The following is a 22565-nucleotide window of genomic DNA, read 5'->3' on the forward strand; positions in this document are numbered from 1 at the left end:
CGGGGGCGGCTCACCGTGGTCGCGAACCCCGCCGACCGCCGGAGGAGCCCATGGTCACCAGCCAGCGCAGCCACCAGGCCACGACCCCGTCAGCGCGGTCGCAGACCACCGCCGGGCTGCTCCTCCTCGGGAGCGGAGCCGCCGTCCTCCTCGTGATCGTCACCGCGGAGGCGCTGTACCCCGCCGCCTACGACAGCACGGTGAACACGGTCAGCGACTTGGCCGCGATGCGCCCGGACGACGTCGTCCGCCAGCCCTCGGCGGCCATCTTCAACGTGGCGATGGTGGTGATCGGGGCGGCGATCGCCGTCGCGGCGGGGTTGCTGGCGCGCAGCCGGGTGCGGACCTCGGCCTGGCTGCCGCTGGCCGGCCTGGGCCTCGGCATGGTCCTGGTCGGGTTCTTCCCGGGGAACACGATCATGGGCGTGCACCAGCTGGTGTCGCTGCTGGCGTTCGTCAGCGGTGGTCTGGCCGCCGTCCTGACCGCCCGGCTGCTCCCCCGGCCGCTGCGGCCGGTGCAGGTGGTGCTCGGCATCGTCGCGCTGGGGTTCCTCCTCGGCTACGAGCTGCTCGGGGAGCTGGCCTTCTTCGAGGAGCTGGGCGAGGGCGGGACGGAGCGCTGGATCGTCTACACCGTCTCCCTGTCGCTCGTGGTGCTCGGCAGCGGGCTGGCCGCGGGGCCACCTGTCACCGCACGAGGAGACCTTGGCCCCGGGTCGTGAGGCGTGATCCGGGCCACGATCGAGGCGGCGACCTGCCACCCCAGCCGACCCCCGCGAGGCCAGCATGACCACGACCCGAGCGTCAGCCGAGACCGCCCAGATCCCGACGCCGGCGGTGTCGGTCGCCCGGTTGTTCGCCGACCGCGTGGCGGCCACCCCGCGCAGCGAGGCGTTCCGGTTCCCGGACGGCGCCGGCGGCTGGCGCTCGGTGACCTGGGAGGAGGCGGGGACGACGGTCCGCTCCCTGGCGGCGGGCCTGCTCGCCCTCGGCGTCCGGCCGGAGGACCGGGTGGCCATCGCCAGCACGACGCGGGTCGAGTGGATCTACGCCGACCTGGCCGTGCTGTGCGCCGGCGGGGCGACCACGGCCGTCTACCCCACGACCAACGCGGAGGACGCCGCGTTCATCCTGGCCGACAGCGGGTCCCGGATCGCCTTCGCCGAGGACGACGCGCAGGTCGCCAAGCTCCGCGAACGCCGCGCGGAGCTCCCCGACCTCGAGCGCGTCATCACCTTCGACGGCGCCGCGGACGGCGAGTGGGTCCTGGGCCTGGCCGACCTGCAGCTGCTCGGCGCCCAGCACCTCGCCGACCACCCGTCGGCGGTCGACGACGCCGTCGCCGCGGTCGGGCCCGAGCACCTCGCCACGCTCATCTACACGTCCGGCACGACGGGCCGGCCGAAGGGCGTGGAGCTGCCGCACCGCTGCTGGACCTACATCGCCGCCGCGGCGGTGGCCCTCGACCTGGTCCACGACGACGACCTGCAGTACCTGTGGCTGCCGCTGGCGCACTCGTTCGGCAAGATGCTGGAGGCGGTCCAGCTGCAGATCGGGTTCGCCACTGCCGTCGACGGCCGGATCGACATGATCGTGCAGAACCTGCCGGCCGTCCGGCCGACCTTCATGGCCGGTCCGCCGCGGATCTTCGAGAAGGTGCACGGCGCCGTCGTCCAGACCGTGGAGGCCGAGGGCGGCGTCCGGCTGGCGCTGTTCCGCTGGGCGTTCGAGGTGGGCCGCCGGGTGTGGGACGCCCGGGTCGAGGGCCGCCGGCCCGGCATCGCCCTGCAGGTCCAGCACGCCGTCGCCGACCGGCTGGTGCTGGCGAAGGTGCGGGCCCGCTTCGGTGGCCGGCTGCGCTTCTTCATCTGCGGCGCGGCCGCGCTGTCCACCGACATCGCCCGGTGGTTCGGGGCGGCCGGCCTCCCGGTGCTCGAGGGCTACGCGCTCAGCGAGACCGGTGCCGGCGCCTGCGTGGCCGACCTGGACCGCCCGACCCCGGGCTACGTGGGCCGGCCGCTGCCCGGATCGGAGGTCCGGATCGCCGAGGACGGCGAGATCCTCCTCCGTGGGCCGTTCGTCATGCGCGGCTACCACAACCGGCCGGACGCGACCGCCGAGGTCCTGCGACCCGACGGCTGGCTGGCCACCGGCGACGTGGGCGAGCTCGACGCCGAGGGCCGGCTGCGGGTCACCGACCGGAAGAAGGACCTGATCAAGACGTCGGGCGGCAAGTACATCGCGCCGCAGACCATCGAGGTGCTGTTCAAGGCGGTCTGCCCGCTGGCCAGCCAGATGCTGGTGCACGGCGACGGCCGCCCCTACGCCACGGCGCTGATCGCCCTCGACCCCGACGCGCTGGCGCGGTGGAGCGCGGGAGCGGGTCTGGCGGCGGCCGGCTACGCCGACCTGGTCGCCGACCCCGCGGTCCGCGAGGAGGTCCGCCGCTGCGTGGACGAGCTCAACACCCGGCTCAACCGCTGGGAGACGATCAAGGACTTCCGGATCCTCGACCACGACATGTCGGTGGAGACCGGCGAGGTGACGCCGAGCATGAAGATCAAGCGCGGCCTGATCGAGGCGCGCTACCAGGCGCTGCTCGACTCGATGTACGAGGACCCGGTGCTGTCCTGAAGCCCGCCCGCGGTCGGCGGGTGCCCGCGCCGGGCGGAAGTCCCCCGCCCGGGACGTGCCTTCGACCCTGCCGGGGAGCGGCCTCGCGGGTCCATGGTGCAGGCAGGGCACCACCTCGGGAGGGCTGCACGTGACCGCGCTGCTGATGACGGGTTTCCCCGGTTTCCTGGGCTCGACGCTGCTCCCCCGGCTGCTCGCCCGCCGACCGGAGGACCGGGCGGTCTGCCTCGTCCAGCCCCGGCACCTGGCGACGGCGCGGCGGCGGGCCGGCTCGCTCGCCGACGCCCACCCCGCGCTCCGCGGGCGGATCGAGCTGCTGCCGGGTGACCTCACCGCCCCCGGGCCGGGCCTCGGCGGCGACTCCGGCGTCCCCGACGACGTCACCGAGGTCTGGCACCTGGCGGCGGTCTACGACCTCGCCGTCGACCGCGACACGGCGCGCCGGGTCAACGTCGACGGCACCGCCCGGGTGATCGACCTCTGCCGGTCCCTGCCCGGTCTGGAGCGGTTGCACCACGTCAGCACCTGCTACGTCAGCGGGCGCTACGCCGGCACCTTCGGCGAGGCGGACCTCGCGGAGGGGCAGAGCTTCCGCAACCACTACGAGGCGACCAAGCACGAGGCCGAGCTGCTCGTCCGCAAGGCGATGGCCGACGGCCTGCCGGCGACGATCTACCGCCCGGGCATCGTCGTCGGCGACTCGCGCACCGGCGAGACCCAGAAGTACGACGGCCCCTACTTCTTCGCCTCCTACCTGCGGCGGTTCCCCTTCGTCGCCCCGGTCCCGCGCCTGGCCGACCCCGACCGGGTGCGGTTCTCCCTGGTGCCGCGCGACTTCGTCGTCGCGGCGATGGACGCCCTCGCGGCGCAGGACCGCTCCCTCGGGCAGACCTACGCCCTCACCGATCCCCGTCCCCCGACGGTCCGGCAGCTGGTCGACACCTTCGCCGGGCACCTGGGCAAGCGGGTGCTGTGGGTGCCGCTGCCGCTGGCACCGACCCGGTACCTCGTGGGGACCGTGCCGGGCGCCGAGCGGCTGATGGGGCTGCCCGCCGAGGCGCTGGAGTACGCCACCTCCCCGACCACCTACTCCACCACCAGCACCGACCGGGACCTGGCGGGCACCGGCGTGGTGTGCCCGGCGTTCGAGAGCTACGCCGGCACCCTCCTGGACTTCATGCGCGCCCATCCCGAGATCGGCTCGACGGCGATGGCCTGACGACCTCCGCCGTCCGACGACCCCAGGGGAAGACGATGCCCGACTCCACACCCGCGCACGTGCTCGACCTGCGCCTGGCCGGAACCGCCCCGGACCGGGACGAGCGCGTCACGTTCCTGGACCGCGACGTGCGGATCGTCCAGCGCAGCACCGGTGGCGACGTCGCGGCGGCGCGGGAGCACGTCCGCCGCTGGGCCTCCCGCGCGGCGGCGATCGCGGTGACCGGCCCGCCCGACCTCGTCCACGCGGTCCGGTCCGCCGCGCCGGTGCCGGTGACCGACGGCCTGGCCCTCGGCGACGTCCTCGACGAGTGGGCCATCCGGCACGTGCAGACCGAGATGCCGGGCTACTTCGCGAACGCGCGCACGGTGGTGCTCGGCGGCACCGGCCACGAGCGGGCCGCCCGCACGCTGGGCGCGTACACCGGCAACCTCGAGTTCGCCGATCCGCTGCTGCGGCTCGACCGGGCGGTCCGGTCCCGCGGCGAGCCGGTGCTGGGCAGGGTGGTCGACGCGGGGCTGCGGACGGCGCGGGTGCTGCCGCCGGCGGTGCGCACCCAGGCGCTGCACCTGGCCGCGCCGGTCCTCGTCCCCGCGGGCCGGGTCAGCACCGCGCTGGCCCGGCGCGCGGCCCGCGACTGCGACGTCGTCGTCGGGACCGTCGAGGAGCTCGCGGAGTTCGGGCTGGCCGACCTCACGGGGAAGACGGTGATCAGCTCCGCCGTCCCCGGGGACGTGGTGGCTGACCTGGGCGAGCGCGGGGTCGACCTGGTGCTGGACCCGACGCCCCAGCCGTTCCCGTCGCTCACCGTCTCCCCCGCCGTGCTGGAGGCGATGATGCTGGCCCTGGTGCCCGACCACGAGCGGCTGACCGACGACGACCTGCTCGACATGATCGACGCCGCGGGCCTCGAACCGCGGCTGCTGCGTCCGAACGGGCCGCGGCGCACGAGCCGGTTCGCCTTCGTGATCCACCCGCTCTCGCGGCGGTTCTTCACCAACGTCGAACCGCTGGCCACCATCGCCCGGTTCTCACCGGCGCCGGTGATGGACGTGCTCGAGCGAGCGCTGGCCTACCTCCCGCCGATGGTCTACAGCCACGTCACGGGCATCACCTCGCCCACCGGCGCCCGGGCCGAGGGGTGGCTCATCACGGTCGGCGGCACGCCCCGGGAGCTGATGGCCCACCGGCCGGAGTTCACCTACGCCCGGCTGCTGGAGGCGGCGGAGATGGCCAAGCGGCTCGGCGCGCAGGTGATGGGGCTCGGGGCGTTCACCAAGGTGGTCGGCGACGCGGGGGTCACCGTGGCCAAGCAGGCCGCCCTGCCCATCACGACCGGCAACAGCTACAGCGCCTCCGGCGCGCTCTGGGCCGCGCACGAGGCGGTGAACCGGCTCGGGCTGGCCGAGGTCGACGAGCAGGGCCGGATCCACGGGTCCGCGATGGTCGTGGGCGCCACCGGGTCCATCGGGTCGGTCTGCGCGCGGCTGCTGGCCCTGGCCAGCGACGACCTCTGGCTGGTCTCGCCGGAGACCGCCAAGCTGCTCGCCCTCAAGCACGAGATCGAGCGCGAGAACCCCCGGGCGCGGCTGCACGTCGCCGCCACGCCCGGCGCCCACCTGCGGGACATGGACGTGATCGTCACCGCGACCTCGGGCGCCGGGAAGCGCGTGCTCGACATCATGGCGGTCAAGCCCGGCTGCGTGATCACCGACGTCGCCCGGCCTCTGGACCTCTCCCCCGAGGACGTCGCCAAGCGGCCGGACGTGCTCGTCATCGAGTCCGGGGAGATCGAGCTGCCCGGCGACGTCGAGATGCGCGACATCGGCCTCCCGCCCGGCGTGGCCTACGCCTGCCTGGCCGAGACCGTCGTCCTGGCCCTCGAGGGCCGCTACGAGACGTTCACCGTCGGGCGCGACATCGACTGGGCGAAGGTCAAGGAGATCTACCGGCTGGGCCTCAAGCACGGGATGGAGCTGGCCGCGATCTCCGGCGCCCGGGGCGTCTTCACCGACGCCGACTTCACCCGGGTCCGGGAGCTCGCCCTCGCCGGCCGGGGCGGCCGGACGAGGACGTCGACATCGGCGTCGTGAGCGGAGCCGCGCGACGCCCGCCTCGTCCGCGCGTTCGGTACCTCCGGCGCTGCCTCCCCGGGTCCTCCGGCCCTGAACGGCGGACCCCGCGTTCGGGAGCCTCGCGGCATGGGCGGTGCCGTGGACGTCGGCCGGACCTCCGGGGTCAGCGGGGCTCCGGGGCGGTGGCCGCCGCCGCGCGATCGCCGCGGGCCGGTCGAGGTGGCGCCGGACGTGCACGCCGTGGTGCTGGGCCGCGGGTTCCCGGCCGCGAACGCCTACCTGGTCCGCGCCGGGGAGGCCTGGGCGCTGGTCGACGCGGGCTGGGCCGGCGACGCGACGGCGATCCGCCGGGCCGCCAAGGAGGTGTTCGGGTCCGGCACGCGCCCGCTCGCCGTGCTGCTCACCCACGTCCACCCCGACCACTCCGCGGCGGCCGGTGAGCTCGCGCGCTCCTGGCGGGTGCCGGTCCTCGCGCACCCCGCCGAGCTGCCGATGGCCGCCGGCCGGCACCTGCCGGAGTTCGACACGCCCCTGGACCGTCGGCTCGTCATGCCCGTGGTCCGGCGGCTGCCGGTCCGGACGCGCGCCCGGATCGAGGCCGCCGGCGACATCACCGACGTCGTGCGGCCGCTGCCCCCGGACGGCGAGGTCCCCGGCCTGCCCGGCTGGGAGTGGGTGGCCACCCCGGGGCACACGCCCGGGCACGTCTCCTACCTCCGCCGCGGCGACGGGGTCCTGATCTCCGGCGACGCGGCGCTCACCGTGGACGCGGACACTCCGGCCGGCTGGCTCACCGGCCGGCGGCGGGTGTCCGGGCCGCCCTGGTACTCGACGTGGGACCGGGAGCTGGCGCGCCGGTCGGTGGCCGTTCTCGCCGCCACGGCGCCCCGGGTGCTGCTGCCGGGGCACGGGTACCCCCTCGCGACCGGGACGCCGGACGCGCTGCGGGCACTGGCCGCGGACGGCCGCACCCGCACCCGCCGGGCGGTCGACCGCGCCGTCGTCCCCCTGGGCAACCCCTCCGCGGCGCGCTACCGCCCGCCGCCGCGCCTCTACGCCCGGCTGCAGTGGCTCGGGCACGCGCTCACCGCCCTCGGGCTGAGCCCCCGGTACGTCGTCACCCTCGAGGTGCCCGGTCGCCGCAGCGGCGTCGTCCGGCGGACCACCCTGGTCCGAGCCGAGCACGGGGGCGAGCACTACCTCGTCTCCCTGACCGGGGAGTCGGAGTGGGTGCGCAACGTGCGGGCGGCCGGCCACCGGGTGGTGCTCTCCCGCGGCCGCCGACGGACCCCGGCCACGCTAGTCGAGGTGCCGGCCGACCGGCGGGCCCCGGTCATCCGCTCCTACGTGCTGCGCGCGGCGCGGCGCCCCGGCACGACGGCGGTCGCCCGCGAGGCCCGGGCCTTCTTCGGCGTCGGCCCGGACCTCGACCTGGACGAGATCGCGGCCGTGGCCGACCGCTTCCCGGTGTTCCGCGTCGTCCCGGACGCCGCAGGCGGCTGACGGCTCCTATCCGACCGGCGCTCGGCTCCGGCGCGCCGTCGCGCCGGTGGGCGGCAGCGCCCGCCGGGCGGCCAGCTCGACCAGCAGCACCGCGGGCACCACCACGGCCGCCGCCAGCGGGAGCACCGGGATCGACCACTCCAGCAGCAGGACGTCGTGGGCCAGCGCCGGCACCGCCAGCACGATGGCCGTGACTCCGGTCAGGGCGAGGACGAGGACCACCTTGACCCCGCTCAGCGGCCTGGCCAGGACGACCAGCGTCCACAGCGCCACGGCGAGGACCACCAGGGTCGCGGTGGTGCGGGCGGCGTCCACCCCCGCCGTCCGGTCCAGCCACCGGGTGAGCGCGTAACCGGTGTACGCGGCGGCCCCGGTCACCACCCCCACCGGCAGCGAGAACGTCAGCACCCGGCGCAGGAAGCCGGGGACGTAGCGCCGCCGGTTGGGCAGCAGGGCGAGGAAGAAGCCGGGGACACCGATGGTGACCGTGGAGATCAGCGTCAGCTGCACCGGCGCCAGCGGGTAGGCGGCCACCGTGGCGACGGTGATCAGCGCCATCACCAGCGAGTACACGTTCTTGACCAGGAAGAGGTTGGCCGCCCGCTCGATGTTGGCGATCACCCGCCGGCCCTCGGCGACGGCGTCGGGCAGGTGGGCGAACCGGCCGTCGAGCAGCACCAGCTGGGCCACGGCGCGGGTCGCCGGGGAGCCGTTGCCCATGGCGACGCCGATGTCGGCGTCCTTGAGGGCCAGGGCGTCGTTGACGCCGTCACCGGTCATGGCCACCACGTGGCCCCGGCGCTGGAGGGCGCGGACCATCGCCCGCTTCTGGTGCGGCGTCACCCGCCCGAACGCGCTGGCCCGCTCCACGACGTCGGCGAGGGCGTCGTCGTCCTCGGGGAGCGTCCGCGCGTCGACGGCGTCGCCCGCTCCCCCGACCCCGGGAACCCCGACCGCGGCCGCGACGGCGCCCACCGTGCGGGGGCTGTCGCCGGAGATCACCTTCAGCGCCACGCCCTGCTCGGTGAAGTAGCGGAGCACCTCGGCGGCGTCGGGGCGGATCTGCTCGGCCATCAGCACGAGGGCCACCGGCCGCAGGCCGTCGGGGAGCCGCACCTCCTCGCCCTCCCCCGAGGCCGGCGCGGGCGAGGCCGCCAGCAGGAGCACGCGGCGCCCCTCGGCGGCCAGCCGCTCCGCGCGCTCCCGGGCCGCCTCCGACTCCGCACCCGGGGTGCCCGCGAGCACCATCTCCGGCGCCCCCAGCACCCAGGTCCGGTCGCCGGGCGGTCGCACGGCCGACCACTTGCGGGCCGACGAGAACGGCACCACCTCGGTCCCCCGGCCGTCCGGGGGCGGCGGGAACACCGCGGCGAGCGCCGCCGCGGTCGCGTTGGCCGCGTCGGCCGCCACGAGCGCCCCCAGGGCGGTGGCCACCGCGTCCGGCCCGGTGCCGTCCAGCGGTTCGAGCCGGTCGAACCGGACGTCGCCGGAGGTGAGCGTCCCCGTCTTGTCGAGGCACACCACGTCCACGCGGGCCAGCCCCTCCACGGCCGGCAGCTCCTGCACGAGGGTCTGCCGCCGGGCCAGCGCCACGGTGGCCACCATGAACGCGAGGGTGGTGAGCAGGACCAGGCCCTCGGGGATCATCCCGACCAGCGCGGCCACCGTCCCGGTGACGGCGTCCCGCCAGCCGACGTTGTCCTCGCTGCGGAACTGGCTCCAGAGCACCGCCGGCGTGACCACGACCAGGACCACGGCGATCCACCGCAGCAGGCGGTTGGTCGAGGCGACCAGCTCGGAGTACGTGGTGGTGAACCGCCGGGCCTCGGTGGCCAGCCGCGCCGCGTAGGCGTCGTCGCCCACCGCCGTCGTCTGCGCCCGCGCGCTGCCGGCGACCACGATCGACCCCGACCAGAGCGCGTCGCCGGGGTCCTTGGCCACCGGCTCGGCCTCCCCGGTCAGCAGCGACTCGTCGACCGCCAGCCCCGCGGAGGACCGCACCACGGCATCGGTCGGCACCTGGTCACCGGCGCGCACCTCCAGCAGGTCGTCCAGGACGACGTCGGCGGGGGCCAGCTCCGACAGCACGCCGTCGCGGACCACGCGGGCCCGCGGCGCGTTCAGCACGGCCAGCCGGTCGAGGGTCCGCTTGGCGCGCAGCTCCTGGACGATGCCGATCCCGGCGTTGGCCACCACGACCCCGCCGAAGAGGGCGTTCTGCCAGCGGCCGCTGGCGACGGCGACCACCCACAGCGCGGCCAGCAGCCCGTTGAAGAAGGTGAGCACGTTGGCCCGGACGATCTGGCCCACCGTCCGGCTGGTCCGCACCGTGGTCGCGTTGACCAGCCCCGCCGCCGTCCGCTCGGCCACCTGCGCCGCCGACAGCCCACCGACCGGCGTCCGCGGTCGCTCGACCGCCGCCTCCAGGTGGGGCCGGACCGGCTCCACCGCCGTCCCGCCGTCAGCCGGCACCTGCCCGCCCTCCGCTCTCCCCACGCCTGCAGCATCCCGGTCCGGGGGCCGACCCGGCCAACACCACCACCGCGCCGTGTCGCCGCGCAGGGACCGAAGTCCCCGGGCTTCCGGTCTTCCGTCCGCTCCCGGACGGGCCCGGGGAGTCCACGGTGGGGCCACCTGCCGGAGTCGAGCAGAGGGAGCAGCATGTCCGCCACCACGACCGAGCAGCGCGCCGCGTGGAACACGCTGACCGAGCGGATCAGCGCCGACCACGCCGACCACGACGTCGCCATCGAGCTCATCGACGCCGAGGGCGGTGACAGCTCGATGGTCGAGCGGCTGCCGTTCTCCGGCATCACCTACGACCACCGGGACGACGTCGTGGTGGTCTCCGTCGGAGGCCGGGACCGGCGCTACCCCGTCGTCCTGCGCCACGTGATCGAACACCCCACGAAGCTCGAGTTCGACGCCATCGCGCAGGGAGCGGCGCTACGGATCACGGACGCGGCCGGCACCACGACGCTGATCAGCATCCTGCGCCGCCCCGACGGCCACCGCGGGCCAGGCGCCTAGGCGGCCGGTCCGCGCGTAGGGACGGAGGTCCCACGGGCCGGAGCCGTGCGCCCCGCGCGACGCCCCGCCGCGAGCGGCAGCGTGGGCCCCATCCACCGCCCGCCACCCGCGGGCGTCCCCCCGAGGAGGTCGGTCCCCGTGCAGGTGCAGGACGTGCTGGGCAGCGCGCGCGACGCGATCACCGTCCGCCGGGTGTTCGGTGAGCCCTACGAGAAGGACGGCGTCACGGTCATCCCGGCGGCCCGGGTGGGTGGCGGCGGTGGCGCCGGCTCCGGCTTCGACGAGGCCGGCCACGAGAACTCAGGCGGCGGGTTCGGCGCGGGCGGGCGCCCGGCCGGCGTCTACGTCGTCAAGGACGGCACGGTGAGCTGGCAGCCGGCGGTCGACCCGAACCGCGTGGTCGCCGTCGTCGGCGCCGTCCTGGTCACCTGGCTGCTGACCCGGCCGCGCGGAGCTCGACGCCGCCGGTGACGCCGGCTACAGCAGGCCGCCGGCCCGCAGGTTGAGCGCGGCGACGACGACGGCGAGCACGACGCCACCGACGGTCGCGAGCGCGAGCAGCACCCGGCGCAGGCTCCACCGCTGGACGCGGATCCGCGGGTGCGGGGGCAGCAGCGCCTGGAACTCGGCGAGCAGGTCGCGGCCCGAGGCCTCGACGCGCCGGCGGAGCTGGCGGGGCAGGGTCAGGGAGCCGGTCGCGGCGATGGCCTCCGCCAGCTCGGTCCGGTCGAAGCAGCACTGCGCCCGGGCGGCGACCCGCTCCGGGCCGACGGCGAGGGCCAGGGTGAGCATCATGTTCGCCAGGTCGACCGCCTGCCGCCACCGCGAGGGGCGCAGCTCACCGAAGGAGACGTCGACCAGGTAGACCCTCGACCCCTGGGCCAGCACGTTCGACGGCTTGATGTCGCGGTGCGCCGCCCCCGCCGCCCACAACCGCCGCACCTGGGCCAGGGCGTCGTCCACCACGGCGTCGTCGACGTCGGCGTCGAGGATCTCCCGCGCCCCCGGCACCATCTCGGTGACCAGCAGGTACTCGGCGCCGGGGACGACCTCGACCACGCCGACCGGCTCGGGGACCCGGACGCCGGCGTCGCGCAGCAGCCGCAGCATGTAGTCCTCGTGCTCGACGAGCCGGCGGACCGAGCCGAACGGCGCCTCGTCCTCCAGCCGGCCGTACCGCAGCACGCGGAACAGCTTGTACCAGCGGTCGGAGCGCAGGTGGGTGACGGAGTACAGCTTGCCGAAGAGCACCCCCTCCCGGGGGCCGCTCACCAGCAGGCGGCACGGCGTCGAGCCCGCCGAGCCGTCCAGGCGGTAGGGCTCGAGGCCGCCCAGCTGCAGCCCCAGTTGCTCCCGCACCGCCGTGAAGATCCGCTGCTTGCGCTCGTCGTCGAGGCGCAGGTGCGCCTTGACCACCCGCCGGTAGGTCACCGGGAACGCCCGCTCGGGCGCCAGCAGGTGCACGGTCACGGCGGCCACAGCGGCGCCGAGCAGCGCGCTGAGCAGCTCGGTCGTGACGACGTCGTGGCCCATGGCGACGCGCTCGGCCGCGACGCCCAGGAGCAGCGCCCAGACCGCCGCCCAGCCGGCCACCCGGACCCGCCCCGCCGGCGTGAGCACCAGCAAGGTGGCGGTGGCGACGGTCGCCAGGACGACCGTCGGCCAGGCCGGCAGCTCCACGGCGGCCGGCGATCCGGTGACCCCGGAGCGGAGGTCGCGAGCCAGGCTGGTGTGCCCGAGCGCCAGCTGGGCGACCGCGGCCACGACCGAGACGGTGCCGAGGTAGACGGCGAGGTGCCGCCACCGCGCGGACCACACGAGCACCGCCACGGCCGGGATCCACAGCACCCGGTACCCGAGGACCACGCCGTAGCGGTCCAGCGCCTCCGCCCACGCCGGGGTGCCGTCGCCGGCGAGCGCGTCGCCGACGCGGCGGTCGAAGCCGGCGAGGGGACGGGCCGGCAGCCAGCGCACCAGCAGGCCGGCGACGGACAGCGCGCCGGCCGCCGCCCACACCCAGACCGCCCGCGCCGGTCGCGGCCGCCGCGCGCGCTCCCACCCGTAGGGCCGACGCCAGCGGTCACCCTCCGGCCAGCGCGGCCGTCCGACGGCCGTGCCAGGGGTGAGGGTCACGCGCTGCGCTCCCACGCCACCCTCCCCGTCCGCTCGAGCGCGCCGGTGGCCGAGCGAAACCATGATCGCCGCCGGCGGCCCGGTCGGCACGGGACCAGCGTCCCGGCCGCCCGGCCGAAGGTCCCAGCCACCGCTGCCGGCCACCCGGGCCGTCGTCGGCGCGGTGTACGGGCCGGCACGCGCGGGAACGTGCCGGTCGTGCTCACCCACCCGCGCACGCCGCCGGCGCTCCAGCCGGAGCCCGCATCCGGCCCGGCCGGGACCGCTGCGGTGCGGCCGTGAGCGGGACCGCCGGCACCCGCCCTCCGGGCCGGAAGACCCTGCCCTCCGGAAGAGCGGCGCGGTCCACTCGGCCGGTGACGACGCAGGTACAAGGCCCTCCCGTGACCGGACCTGCCACGGCCGCCCACGCCCGGCACCCGGTGCAGCGGCACCCGGTCGACCTCGTGCGCGTCCTGCTCGGGGCGGCGGTGCTCGGCCTCGGCTTCCTCGTCGCCCAGCGCGGGGAGCTGCCCGTCTTCGAGCGGGACGTGTTCCAGCTGGTGAACGACCTCCCGCCCGCCGTCTTTCCGGTGATCTGGGCCGTCATGCAGCTGGGCAACGTGCTCGCCGTGCCGGTGGTCGCGGCCGTCGCGCTGCTCGCACGGCGGGTCCGGCTCGCCCGGGACCTGCTGATCTCGGGCGGGCTCGCCTACGTCACCGCCGACCTGGTGAAGGGTGTGGTCCGGCGGGAGCGCCCGGGCGGGTTCGCCGTGGAGGTCAACTTCCCCGAGGGCCCCGTCGGAGGGCTGGGGTTCATCTCCGGCCACGCCGCCGTCGCCGCGGCGCTGGCCACCGCCGCCGCGCCCTACCTGCCCCGCCGCGGCCGCCGCGCCGTGTGGGTGCTGGCCGGCATCGTCGCGCTGGCCCGCATCTACGTGGGCGCGCACCTCCCGCTGGACGTCGTGGGCGGGGCCGCGGTCGGGTGGGCGATCGGCTCGCTGGTGCACTTCGTGTTCGGCGTCCCCCGCCGCGACGTGTCGGTCGACCGCGTGCGAGCTCTCCTGGACCGGCTCGGCGTCACCGCCGTGGACCTGCGGGCCGCGCCGGTGACCGCGCGCAGCTCGCACCCCTTCGAGGCGGTCGACGACGCCGGGCGCCGGCTGTACGTGAAGTACCTGGAACCGGACCGGTTCGAGCGGGACTGGCTCTACCGGCTGTACCGGTTGCTCGCCGTGCGCGACATCAAGGACGCCGACGCCGTCGCGCCGCTCGGCCAGCAGGCCGAGCACGAGGCCGTCGCCGCGCTCACCGCCCGCGAGCGGGGTGTGCGCACGCCGGCGGTGCTGCTGGCCCGGGGCGACGGCCGCGAGGCGGTCGTCGTGCAGCGGTTCGTCGACGCCCGCGCGCTCGACGAGCTCGATCCCCGGGAGCTGACCCCCGAGCTGCTCTCCGCGGTGTGGGAGCAGGTGGGTCTGCTGCACCGGGCACGGGTCGCCCACCACGACCTGGTCGCCGGCAGCGTGCTGGTGGACGCCGCCGGCGACCCCTGGCTGGTCGACTTCGGCAACGCGCTCACCGGTGCCGGCGACGATGCGCTGGCCGGCGACGTCGCCGAGCTCATGGCCTCCCTCGTGCTGCTGCTCGAGCCGGACGCCGTGGTGCGCAGCGCCGTCGACCGCCTGGGCGCGGAGGCGGTCGAGGCGGCCCTGCCCGGCCTCGCGCCGCTGAGCCTGGCCGCGGTCACCCGTGCCGCCCTGCGGGAGCGCCCGCACCGGCTGCACCTGCTGCGCCGGGAGCTGCGCCGGCAGCTCGGCCTGCCCGACCCGGACCGCCCGGAGTTCCCCCCGCCGGGGCTCCCCGCGCGCCTGGCGGTCGCCGCCGGCTCCCTGCTGGCGCTCGTCGGCGTCCCGCTGCTCGCCGGCGCCGGTCCGCTCGCCGAGTCGATCGAGCACGGCGGGTGGCGGTGGCTGGGCGGGGCGCTGGCCCTGGCGGTCCTGGCCCGTGTCGGGGTGGCCGCGGCGGCGCTTCTCACCGTGCCGCGGCGGATCTCGCTGGGCCGCACGGCCGGCGCGGTGATGGTGGCGGACGCGGCGACCCTGCTGCACGGCCGGATCGGGTGGCGGCGGGCGGCCGCCCGTTTCCTCGAGCGCGCCGGCGTCCTCCCCGGGCCCGCTGAGCAGGCGCTGGGCCGGTTCGGTGCCGGGGCCGTGCTGGCCGCCGTCGTGGTGGCCCTGGCCACCCTGGTCCTGGCGGCGGTCGAGGGCCGGCTGACGCAGTGGCAGGGCCCCGAAGGGCTGGTGCGCTCGGTGCTGGTCGGGCTCGCCGCCTGGGTCCTGGTGCTGCTCGGCCAGTGGCTCGCGCGGCGCGGCGGCACCGGTCCGGTCCCACCCGGGCAGCGCGAGGACGTGCTGCTCGCCCTCCGGGAGCTGCTCTCCGTCCGCCGCCCGGACGCCGGCACGGTCTGGCGGCGGGGTGCCCAGCTCTGCTGGATGGTCACCGGCGTCTTCCTCGAAGCGGCGGTGCTCGCCGCGGCGCTGCACAGCGTCGGCGGCGAGGTGCCGCTGCTGGCGACCGCGTCGGTGTACGGGGTGCTCCACCTGCTCTGGTCGGTGCTCCCGGTGACGGGCGCGCCCGGCGCTGCCGACGTCGGCCTCCTCCTGGCGCTCACCGGGCTCGGTGCTCCGCTGGCCGCCGCCTGCGCCGCCGTCCTCGTCTTCCGCTCCCTCACCTTCTGGATCCCGGCGGCGACCGGGGCGCTCCTGACCTCGCGGTACGAGCGGCACTTCGGCCGGTGACCGCGCTGGCGAGCGGGCCGCGGGCGCGGGCGCGGGTGCGCCGCGTCGTCGGCCACCCCGTCGTTCGGATCGGTCTCACCGTCGGCGTGGTGCTGCTCGTCTTCGCCGGCGTGCTGCCCCGGATCGCCGACTACGGGGAGGCGTGGGAGCTGGTCCGGTCGCTCACCGCGGTGGAGACCGGCGTCCTCGGAGTGGTGGGCGTGCTCAACCTGCTCTCCTACGCGCCGCTGTGGACCGCCGCGCTGCCCGGGCTGCCCCTCGTCCGGGCGGTCCTCACCGACCAGGCCTCCACCGCGGTGGCCAACACGGTGCCGGTCGGCTTCGCCTTCGGCGTGGGCACCTCGGCGGCGATGTTCCACTCGTTCGGCTGCTCGCCGGCGGCGATCAGCCGCGCCGTCGTGCTCACCGGGGTCTGGAACAACCTGGTGAAGCTGGGCACGCCGGCCCTCGCCCTGCCCGCGCTCGCCGTCGTCGGCGAGGTCACGGGCGGGCTGGCCGTCGCCGCCGTGCTGGGCGGGCTGGTCCTCGTGCTCGTCGTCGGCGCGCTCCTCCTGGCGCTGACCTCCGCCGGGTTCGCCCGCGCGGCCGCCCGGGCGGTGCAGCGGGCGGCCGCCCCGCTGCTCACCGCGCTGGGGCGGCCGGCACCGACGGGCTGGGCGTCGCGCGCGGACCGGTTCCGCCGTGACTCCCTCGGGCTGGTGCGGGACCGGTGGCCGCGGCTGACCGCCGCCGCCCTCGCCAGCCACGCCGCGCTGTTCCTGCTGCTGCTGACCTGCCTGCGGGCGGTGGCGGAGAACGGGGACGCCGACGTGCACTGGATCGCCGTCCTCGCCGTCTTCGCGGTGACCCGGCTGGTCACCCTCGTGCCCATCACGCCGGGTGCGCTCGGCGTGGCGGAGCTGAGCTACGTCGCCGGGCTGACCGCGATCGGGGTGGCACCGGCGACCGCCGCGGGCGCCGTCCTCGTCTTCCGGGCGCTCACCTGGTTCCTCACCATCCCGCTCGGCGTGCTGTCCTGGATGGTCTGGCGGCGGTGGCTGGCCCGGCACGGCCCCGTCCCCGTGGGCGGCTGACGTGCCGGTCCGACGGCGCCGGGCCGACGCCGTCACCGCCGTGCTGGCGGCCGGCGGCGCCGCGCTGTGCGCCTGGGCCGTGGCGGACGGCACGGTCGGCGACGTGGAGCGCCAGGTCTTCCGGCTGGTCAACGAGCGCTCCGACGGCTGGCGCGGGCCGCTGTGGGTCTTCCAGCTGCTGGGCGTGCTCGGCATGCCGCTGCTCGTGGCCGCGGGTGCGCTGCTCGCCCGCCGGGTGCGGCTGGCCGCGGCCCTGGTGCTGCTCGTGCCGATCAAGCTCGTCGTGGAGCGCGCGGTGCTCAAGGAGCTGGTGCACCGGGAGCGCCCGGGGACCACGATCGCCGACGCGATCCTGCGCGACGTGCCCTCGGCGGGCGCCTCGTTCCCGTCGGGGCACGCCGTGATCACCGCCGGCATCGTCGTGCTGCTCCTCCCCCACCTCCCGCGGCGGTGGGGGGTGCTCGTCGTCGCGCTGGCGGTCCTGAACGGCGTGGCCCGCGTCTACCTCGGTGCGCACGCGCCGCTGGACGTCCTCGGTGGCGCCGCGGCCGGCGCGGCGGTCGGGGCGGTGCTGAACCTGGTCGTGGGCGTGCCGGCCCGCCGCCCCGGCTCCGCGTCGTAGGTCCCGCGACGAGAGGTCCTCCGCTCCTGGGCGGCCCCCGCCGGCGGCGGTGGCATGACGGGGAGGGATGGAGGGGACATGGGACGCCGCGCTCGGCTCGCGATCACGGCCGCCGCGGTCGCCGTCGTGGGCGCGGTGGTCGCCGTGGTGGTCACCGTCGGCGGGGGCGACGACGGGTCCCCGGGCGCCTCCGGCGACGGGTCGCCCGCGTCGTCCCCGTCCGCCACGTCCACCGCCACGACGCCGACGGAGGGCCCGCCGGGACACACCCCCACGCCGTCCCCCACCACGCCGGCACCCGGCCCGACGACCACACCGGCCCCCTCGCCCACCGCCCCCGTGCCGGGACCGACGGTGCCCGCAGCGCTGCGCGGGCAGGACGTCACCGCCATCCCGACCGACCGGCGGGTCGTCGCGCTCACCTTCGACGCCGGCGGCGACAGCTCGGGGCTGGCCCCGATCCTGCGCACCCTGGCCGAGCAGCGGGTGCCCGCCACCTTCTTCGTCACCGGGCGGTGGGCCGCCGCCGACCCGGCCGGGCTGGCCGCGATCCGTGCCGCCGGCCACCGGATCGGCAACCACTCGGTCAGCCACCCGCACTTCCCGGCGCTGTCGGACGCCGCCCTGGCCGAGGAGGTGCGCGGGGTCGAGCGGACGCTGCGCGGCAGCGGGATCGACCCGCGGCCGCTGTTCCGCTTCCCCTTCGGCGACCGCGACGCCCGCACCATCGGCGCCGTCAACGACCTGGGCTACGTGGCCGTCCGGTGGACCGTGGACACCCTCGGCTGGCAGGGCACCAGCGGCGGCCGCTCGGTGCAGTCGGTCGTGGACCGCGTGCTCGGGGCGCAGCGCCCCGGCGAGATCGTGCTCATGCACGTCGGCGCCCACCCGGAGGACCGCAGCACGCTGGACGCCGACGCGCTGCCGGCGGTGATCGCGGGCCTGCGCAGCGCGGGCTACGGCTTCGTGACGCTCGACGCGCTCACGCCGCTCTGAGACCGGCAGGGCCGAAGGTCGCCCCGCGCGGGGACCACCCGTCCCGCACCCGGGGACCTCCGCACCCGGCCGCGGTGGTCGGGCAGCACCGAGGCTGGCAGCGACCGGCCGCACCGGTCCGCCGCCGCTGCCCGGAAACGAGGACTCCATGCCCGACCAGGGTCTCCTGGCCCCCGCCGACGTCCGGCGCCGGCGCCGGTTCGCCCTCCACCTGCTCGGCTACGCGCTCGCGAACGTCGTGCTCCTGGTCACCTGGCTGGTCGTCGCCCTGGCCACCGAGCGCTGGTTCCCGTGGCCGCTGGTGGTCACCGCCGCCTGGGGGCTGGTCCTCGAGCTGCACCGGCGCGCCGCCTACGCGCCCCGCCCCGCCCGGCGGTGAGCAGCGAGGTGGCCGCGCCGGCCGTCTCCGCTGCCGGCCTGACCGGCGAGGAGGCCGCCCGCCGCCGGCCGCCCGGGGGCAACCGGCTGCCGGTCGAGGGCCCGCCGTCGCCGGTGCGGCTGCTGGTGGCCCAGCTGGTGCACTTCTTCGCCCTGCTCCTGTGGGCGGCCGCCGCCCTGGCCTTCGTCGGCGGGATGCCGCAGCTGGCCGTGGCCATCGTGGTGGTGGTCGTCCTCAACGGGCTGTTCGCGTTCGTGCAGGAGTACCGGGCCGACCGGGCCGCGCAGGCGCTGCGCGACCTGGTGCCGCACCGGGTGACCGTGGTCCGGGACGGCCGGCGGCAGGAGATCGACGCCGTCGACCTCGTGGTGGGCGACCTGGTCCTCCCCGAGGCGGGCGACCGGGTCGCGGCCGACCTGCGGGTGCTCGACGCGCACGGCCTGCGGCTCGACGAGGCGATGCTGACCGGCGAGAGCGAGCCGGTGGGCAAGGGCCGGGACGACGCCGTGTACGCGGGCTGCTTCGTCGTCGAGGGCGAGGCCTCCGCGGTGGTGACCGCGGTCGCCGGCGACACCCGGCTGGCCTCCATCGCCACCCTGACCCGGGGTGTCGAGCGCGCCAAGACACCGCTGGCCAAGGAGCTGGACCGGCTGGTGCGCACGATCACGGTGCTCGCGCTGGGCATCGGTGCCGTCTGCTTCGCCGCCGGGGTGGTGCTGGGGCTCCCCCTGAGCGACGGCTTCCTGTTCGCCGTCGGGGTGACCGTCGCCCTGGTCCCGGAGGGGCTGCTGCCCACGGTCACGCTGTCCCTGGCCCGCGGGGCGCAGCTGCTGGCCGCGCGCAAGGGCCTCGTGCGCCGGCTGGAGTCGGTCGAGACGCTCGGGTCGACCACGTTCATCTGCACCGACAAGACCGGCACGCTCACCCAGAACCGGATGGCCGTCGTCACCGTGTGGACCCCGCAGGGGCGGATCTCCGTGCACGGCACCGGGTACGAGCCGACGGCGGAGCTCGAGGGTCCGGAGCCGGCGCTGGCCGCCGCCCGCGAGCTCGCCCGCACGGCGGCCCGGTGCTCGACCGGCCGGACCCGGCAGGACGACGACGGGTCCTGGATCGCCCTGGGCGACCCCATGGAGGCGGCGCTGGACGCCCTCGCGCACCGGCTGGGCGTGCCCGGCACCGTCGAGGGCAGCCCGCCGGGCACCCGGCGGTTCCCGTTCGACCCGCGGCGGCGCCGGATGTCGGTGTGGGAGCACGACGTCCTCTCCGTCAAGGGCGCGCCGGGCAGCGTGCTGGACCGGTGCACGGATCCGGGTCCCGCCGCCGAGGAGGCCGACCGGCTGGCCGCCCGGGGGCTGCGCGTCCTCGCCGTCGCCCGGCGCCGGGGACCGCTGCCCGACGGCGCCGACGCCGACACCGCCGAGCAGGACCTGGAGCTGCTCGGGCTGGTCGGCCTGGAGGACCCGCCGCGCCCGCACGTGGGCGCCGCCCTGGCCTCGTGCCGCACCGCCGGCATCGGCGTCGCCATGATCACCGGGGACTCGGCCGCCACCGCCGAGGCGATCGCCCGCGAGACCGGGCTGTGGCTGCCCACCAGCCGGGTGCTCCGGGGGGACGAGCTGCCGGCCGACGAGGCGGCGCTGGGCGAGCTGCTCGCCGACGGCGTGGTCGTCTGCCGCGTGGCGCCCGAGGACAAGCTGCGGATCGCCCGGGCGCTGCAGGCCCGCGGGCACGTGGTGGCCATGACCGGTGACGGCGTGAACGACGGCCCGGCGCTGCGCGCGGCCGACATCGGCGTGGCCATGGGGGTCGGGGGCACCGACGTCGCCCGGCAGGCCGCCGACCTGGTGCTCCTCGACGACGACTTCGCCACGATCGTGGCCGCGGTGCGGCAGGGCCGGACGACCTTCGCCAACATCCGCCGGTTCCTCACCTACCACCTCACCGACAACGTCGCCGAGCTGACGCCGTTCGTCGTCTTCACCGTCACCGGCGGCGGCGTGCCGCTGGCGCTGAGCGTGCTGCAGGTGCTCAGCCTCGACATCGCGACCGACCTCCTCCCCGCGCTGGCCCTGGGCGCCGAGCCGTCGTCCCCGCGGGTGCTCGACGGCCCGCCGCCGCGGCGCCGGCTCGTCGACGCCGGGCTGCTGCGCCGCGCGCTGACCGTGCTCGGGCCGGTCGAGGCGACCGTGGCGATGGGTGCCTTCCTCACCGTCCTGCTGGGCGCCGGCTGGAGCTACGGCGAGCCGGTGCCCGCCGGCACGCTCGCGGGCGCCTCCGGCGCCGCGTTCACCGCGGTGGTGCTCGGCCAGTTCGCCAACGCCTTCGCCTGCCGCAGCACCAGCCGGCCGGCCTGGCGCCTGGGGTGGCGGAGCAACCCCCTGCTGGTGTGGGCCGTGGCCGTGGAGCTCGTCGTCCTGCTCGCGCTGCTGCTCGTGCCCCTGCTGGCCGACCTGCTGGGCCAGTCCGCGCCTCCGCTGCCCGGCCTGCTCGTCGCGCTCGCGGCCGTCCCCGCGGTCCTGCTGGCGGACGCCGCGGCCAAGCGGGTGGCCGTGCGGCGGCGCGCCGGCGGTCAGCGCACGCCGGCCCAGAGCGCGCGCTCCCGGGCGTAGGGGTCCTCGAGCAGGTCGGACGACGGCACGGCCAGCCGGCGCACGGCCCGCCGGTCGGGCCGGTACCGCGGCCAGCCGGGGTCGCCCGAGGTGGCGAAGGCGACCCAGGCGCCGTGCACCTGGTCGGCCAGCTCCTGCGGCGGGGAGTCACCGAGCGCCCCGCCGAGCATCTGGTCCCGGCCGAGGTCGAGGGTGTCGAACACGAACGGCATCTCCAGCCCGTGGCAGGACCCCAGCGCCCCGCCGAAGGCCGGGGAGGGCCAGGCGAACTCGTACATCCAGGTCCCGGCCGCCGCGGTGGCGTGCGCGTCGGCGAGGCGGACCGCCGGCACCCGGACCCACCAGTCGGTCTGGACGGCGGCGAGCACCTCGCCGGCCGCCCTCGGGTGCCCGTCCCGGTACGCGGCCAGCACCCGCTGCGGCGGCAGGCCGTAGGCGGCCGCGCTGCGGAAGCCGTAGGTTTCCACGGGCCCGGTGAGGACCTCGTCGGTCAGCCCGTCCACCAGGCCGCCGAGCACCGCGAACAGCCGCCACTCGTCGGTGTTGCTGCCCAGGAGCACCGCCACCCCGTCGGCCGAGCCCGCCGCGATGCGGTCGATCGGGGTCCCGGGCAGCAGGTCCCCGTCCACGACGGGGTGGAAGGGCATCGTGCTCGCCACGACCTCGGTGCCCCAGCGGGCCGGGTCCGGGTCGGACACCACCTCGCCGTCCACCCGGGCCTGCGCCTCCAGCAGCCGCGGCACGGGCACCTCGGCCAGGGCCGCGCGCGTCGGCGGGACGCCGAGCACCTCGGCCAGCCGCGCCCCGATGCGGGCGGCGTCGTCGGCCGGCACCACGTGGTGGGCCGCTCCACTCTCCAGCACCGCGCCTCGGAACAGCCCCTGGGCCCGCGGCACCGCCAGCAGGGTGCCCAGGCACATGGCGCCGGCGGACTCCCCCATCACCGTGACGGCGCCGGGATCCCCACCGAAGGCGGCGATCTCCTCCTGCACCCAGTGCAGCGCGGCCAGCAGGTCCCGCAGCCCGAGGTTGGCCCCGTCGTCGTCCTCGCCCAGGTAGAGGAACCCGTCGGCCCCCGTGCGCCAGTTGACCGTCACGCAGACGACGCCGTCGCGGGCGAACCGGCTGCCGTCGTAGCTGCCGCCCGAGCAGTAGTGGAACGACCCGCCCGGCACCCACACGACCACGGGCAGCCCGGTGGCTCCCGGATCCGGCGTCCAGACGTTGAGGTTGAGGCAGTCGTCGCCCGGGGCCGCCGGGTCGAACAGCAGGCCCCACGGGTCCGGGTGCGGCATCGCCGGCTGCGGCGGTTCGGGCCCCAGCACGGTCGCGTCCCGGACGCCGTCCCACGGCACGACCGGTCGCGGTGGCCGCAGCCGGCCGGCGCCCACCGGGGCCGCCGCGTACGGCAGCCCGAGGAAGGAGTGCACGCCGTCCCGGACCGCGCCCCGGACCGCTCCGGCGCGCGTGCGCACGATCGATTCCACGGTGACCTCCCTCGGTCGTGCGGCC

The 22565-nt window shown here is 76.7% G+C and carries 16 protein-coding genes; 13 read left to right on the top strand and 3 right to left on the bottom strand.

What is annotated here, in order from left to right:
• Positions 1-50: 50 nt before the first annotated feature.
• The 5 genes from DQ241_RS10605 (at position 51) to DQ241_RS10625 (ending at position 7431) form a co-directional block, all read left to right on the top strand.
• On the top strand, positions 51-722 hold the full coding sequence (locus tag DQ241_RS10605) for a DUF998 domain-containing protein (RefSeq protein WP_158545911.1): 672 nt from the start codon (positions 51-53) through the stop codon (positions 720-722).
• A gap of 64 nt (positions 723-786) precedes the next feature.
• Positions 787-2634: a long-chain fatty acid--CoA ligase gene (locus DQ241_RS10610; protein ID WP_113830149.1), complete on the top strand. Its 1848-nt coding sequence runs from the start codon at positions 787-789 to the stop codon at positions 2632-2634.
• Positions 2635-2764: 130 nt separating this feature from the next.
• Positions 2765-3853, top strand: coding sequence for an SDR family oxidoreductase (locus DQ241_RS10615; RefSeq protein WP_199584377.1), 1089 nt, complete (start codon positions 2765-2767; stop codon positions 3851-3853).
• A gap of 35 nt (positions 3854-3888) precedes the next feature.
• The gene (locus tag DQ241_RS10620; protein ID WP_113830150.1) at positions 3889-5946 is read left to right on the top strand and encodes a dehydrogenase; all 2058 of its coding nucleotides are present in this window, start codon (positions 3889-3891) and stop codon (positions 5944-5946) included.
• 108 nt (positions 5947-6054) lie between these two features.
• Positions 6055-7431, top strand: a complete 1377-nt coding sequence (locus DQ241_RS10625; RefSeq protein WP_113830151.1) for a nitroreductase/quinone reductase family protein — start codon at positions 6055-6057, stop codon at positions 7429-7431.
• Between the two features lie 6 nt (positions 7432-7437).
• On the opposite strand, the gene DQ241_RS10630 is transcribed toward DQ241_RS10625, so the two are convergent.
• The gene (locus tag DQ241_RS10630) at positions 7438-9927 is read right to left on the bottom strand and encodes an HAD-IC family P-type ATPase (RefSeq protein WP_199584378.1); all 2490 of its coding nucleotides are present in this window, start codon (positions 9925-9927) and stop codon (positions 7438-7440) included.
• A 165-nt stretch (positions 9928-10092) separates the two neighbouring features.
• On the opposite strand from DQ241_RS10630, the gene DQ241_RS10635 reads away from it, so the two are divergent.
• The gene (locus tag DQ241_RS10635) at positions 10093-10461 is read left to right on the top strand and encodes a DUF5335 family protein (RefSeq protein WP_113830152.1); all 369 of its coding nucleotides are present in this window, start codon (positions 10093-10095) and stop codon (positions 10459-10461) included.
• Positions 10462-10599: 138 nt separating this feature from the next.
• Positions 10600-10932, top strand: coding sequence for a spore germination protein GerW family protein (locus DQ241_RS10640; RefSeq protein ID WP_113830153.1), 333 nt, complete (start codon positions 10600-10602; stop codon positions 10930-10932).
• A 6-nt stretch (positions 10933-10938) separates the two neighbouring features.
• Here DQ241_RS10640 and DQ241_RS10645 read toward each other — a convergent pair whose 3' ends face one another.
• The gene (locus DQ241_RS10645; RefSeq protein WP_113830154.1) at positions 10939-12609 is read right to left on the bottom strand and encodes an RIO1 family regulatory kinase/ATPase; all 1671 of its coding nucleotides are present in this window, start codon (positions 12607-12609) and stop codon (positions 10939-10941) included.
• Between the two features lie 368 nt (positions 12610-12977).
• Between DQ241_RS10645 and DQ241_RS10650 the strand changes: the two genes are divergently transcribed.
• The 6 genes from DQ241_RS10650 (at position 12978) to DQ241_RS10675 (ending at position 21053) form a co-directional block, all read left to right on the top strand.
• The gene (locus DQ241_RS10650; protein ID WP_113830155.1) at positions 12978-15371 is read left to right on the top strand and encodes a phosphatase PAP2 family protein; all 2394 of its coding nucleotides are present in this window, start codon (positions 12978-12980) and stop codon (positions 15369-15371) included.
• A complete protein-coding gene (locus DQ241_RS10655; RefSeq protein WP_158545912.1) occupies positions 15368-16444 on the top strand; it encodes a YbhN family protein in 1077 nt (358 codons plus the stop codon). The genes DQ241_RS10650 and DQ241_RS10655 overlap by 4 nt, the downstream gene beginning before the upstream one ends.
• A gap of 1 nt (position 16445) precedes the next feature.
• On the top strand, positions 16446-17066 hold the full coding sequence (locus DQ241_RS10660) for a phosphatase PAP2 family protein (protein WP_113830157.1): 621 nt from the start codon (positions 16446-16448) through the stop codon (positions 17064-17066).
• 78 nt (positions 17067-17144) lie between these two features.
• Positions 17145-18062, top strand: a complete 918-nt coding sequence (locus DQ241_RS10665) for a polysaccharide deacetylase family protein (RefSeq protein WP_199584380.1) — start codon at positions 17145-17147, stop codon at positions 18060-18062.
• Between the two features lie 148 nt (positions 18063-18210).
• Complete coding sequence (locus tag DQ241_RS10670; protein ID WP_113830159.1) at positions 18211-18441, top strand: 2TM domain-containing protein; 231 nt, start codon at positions 18211-18213, stop codon at positions 18439-18441.
• On the top strand, positions 18438-21053 hold the full coding sequence (locus tag DQ241_RS10675) for a cation-transporting P-type ATPase (RefSeq protein ID WP_113830160.1): 2616 nt from the start codon (positions 18438-18440) through the stop codon (positions 21051-21053). The genes DQ241_RS10670 and DQ241_RS10675 overlap by 4 nt, the downstream gene beginning before the upstream one ends.
• Here the strand turns inward: DQ241_RS10675 and DQ241_RS10680 are convergent.
• Entirely contained in the window at positions 21014-22540 is a 1527-nt protein-coding gene (locus DQ241_RS10680; protein WP_113830161.1) for a carboxylesterase/lipase family protein, read from the bottom strand. The two genes, DQ241_RS10675 and DQ241_RS10680, sit on opposite strands and share 40 nt — an antisense overlap.
• Positions 22541-22565 lie beyond the last annotated feature (25 nt).

Source organism: Blastococcus sp. TF02A-30, assembly GCF_003319185.1.
Classification (GTDB): domain Bacteria; phylum Actinomycetota; class Actinomycetes; order Mycobacteriales; family Geodermatophilaceae; genus Blastococcus.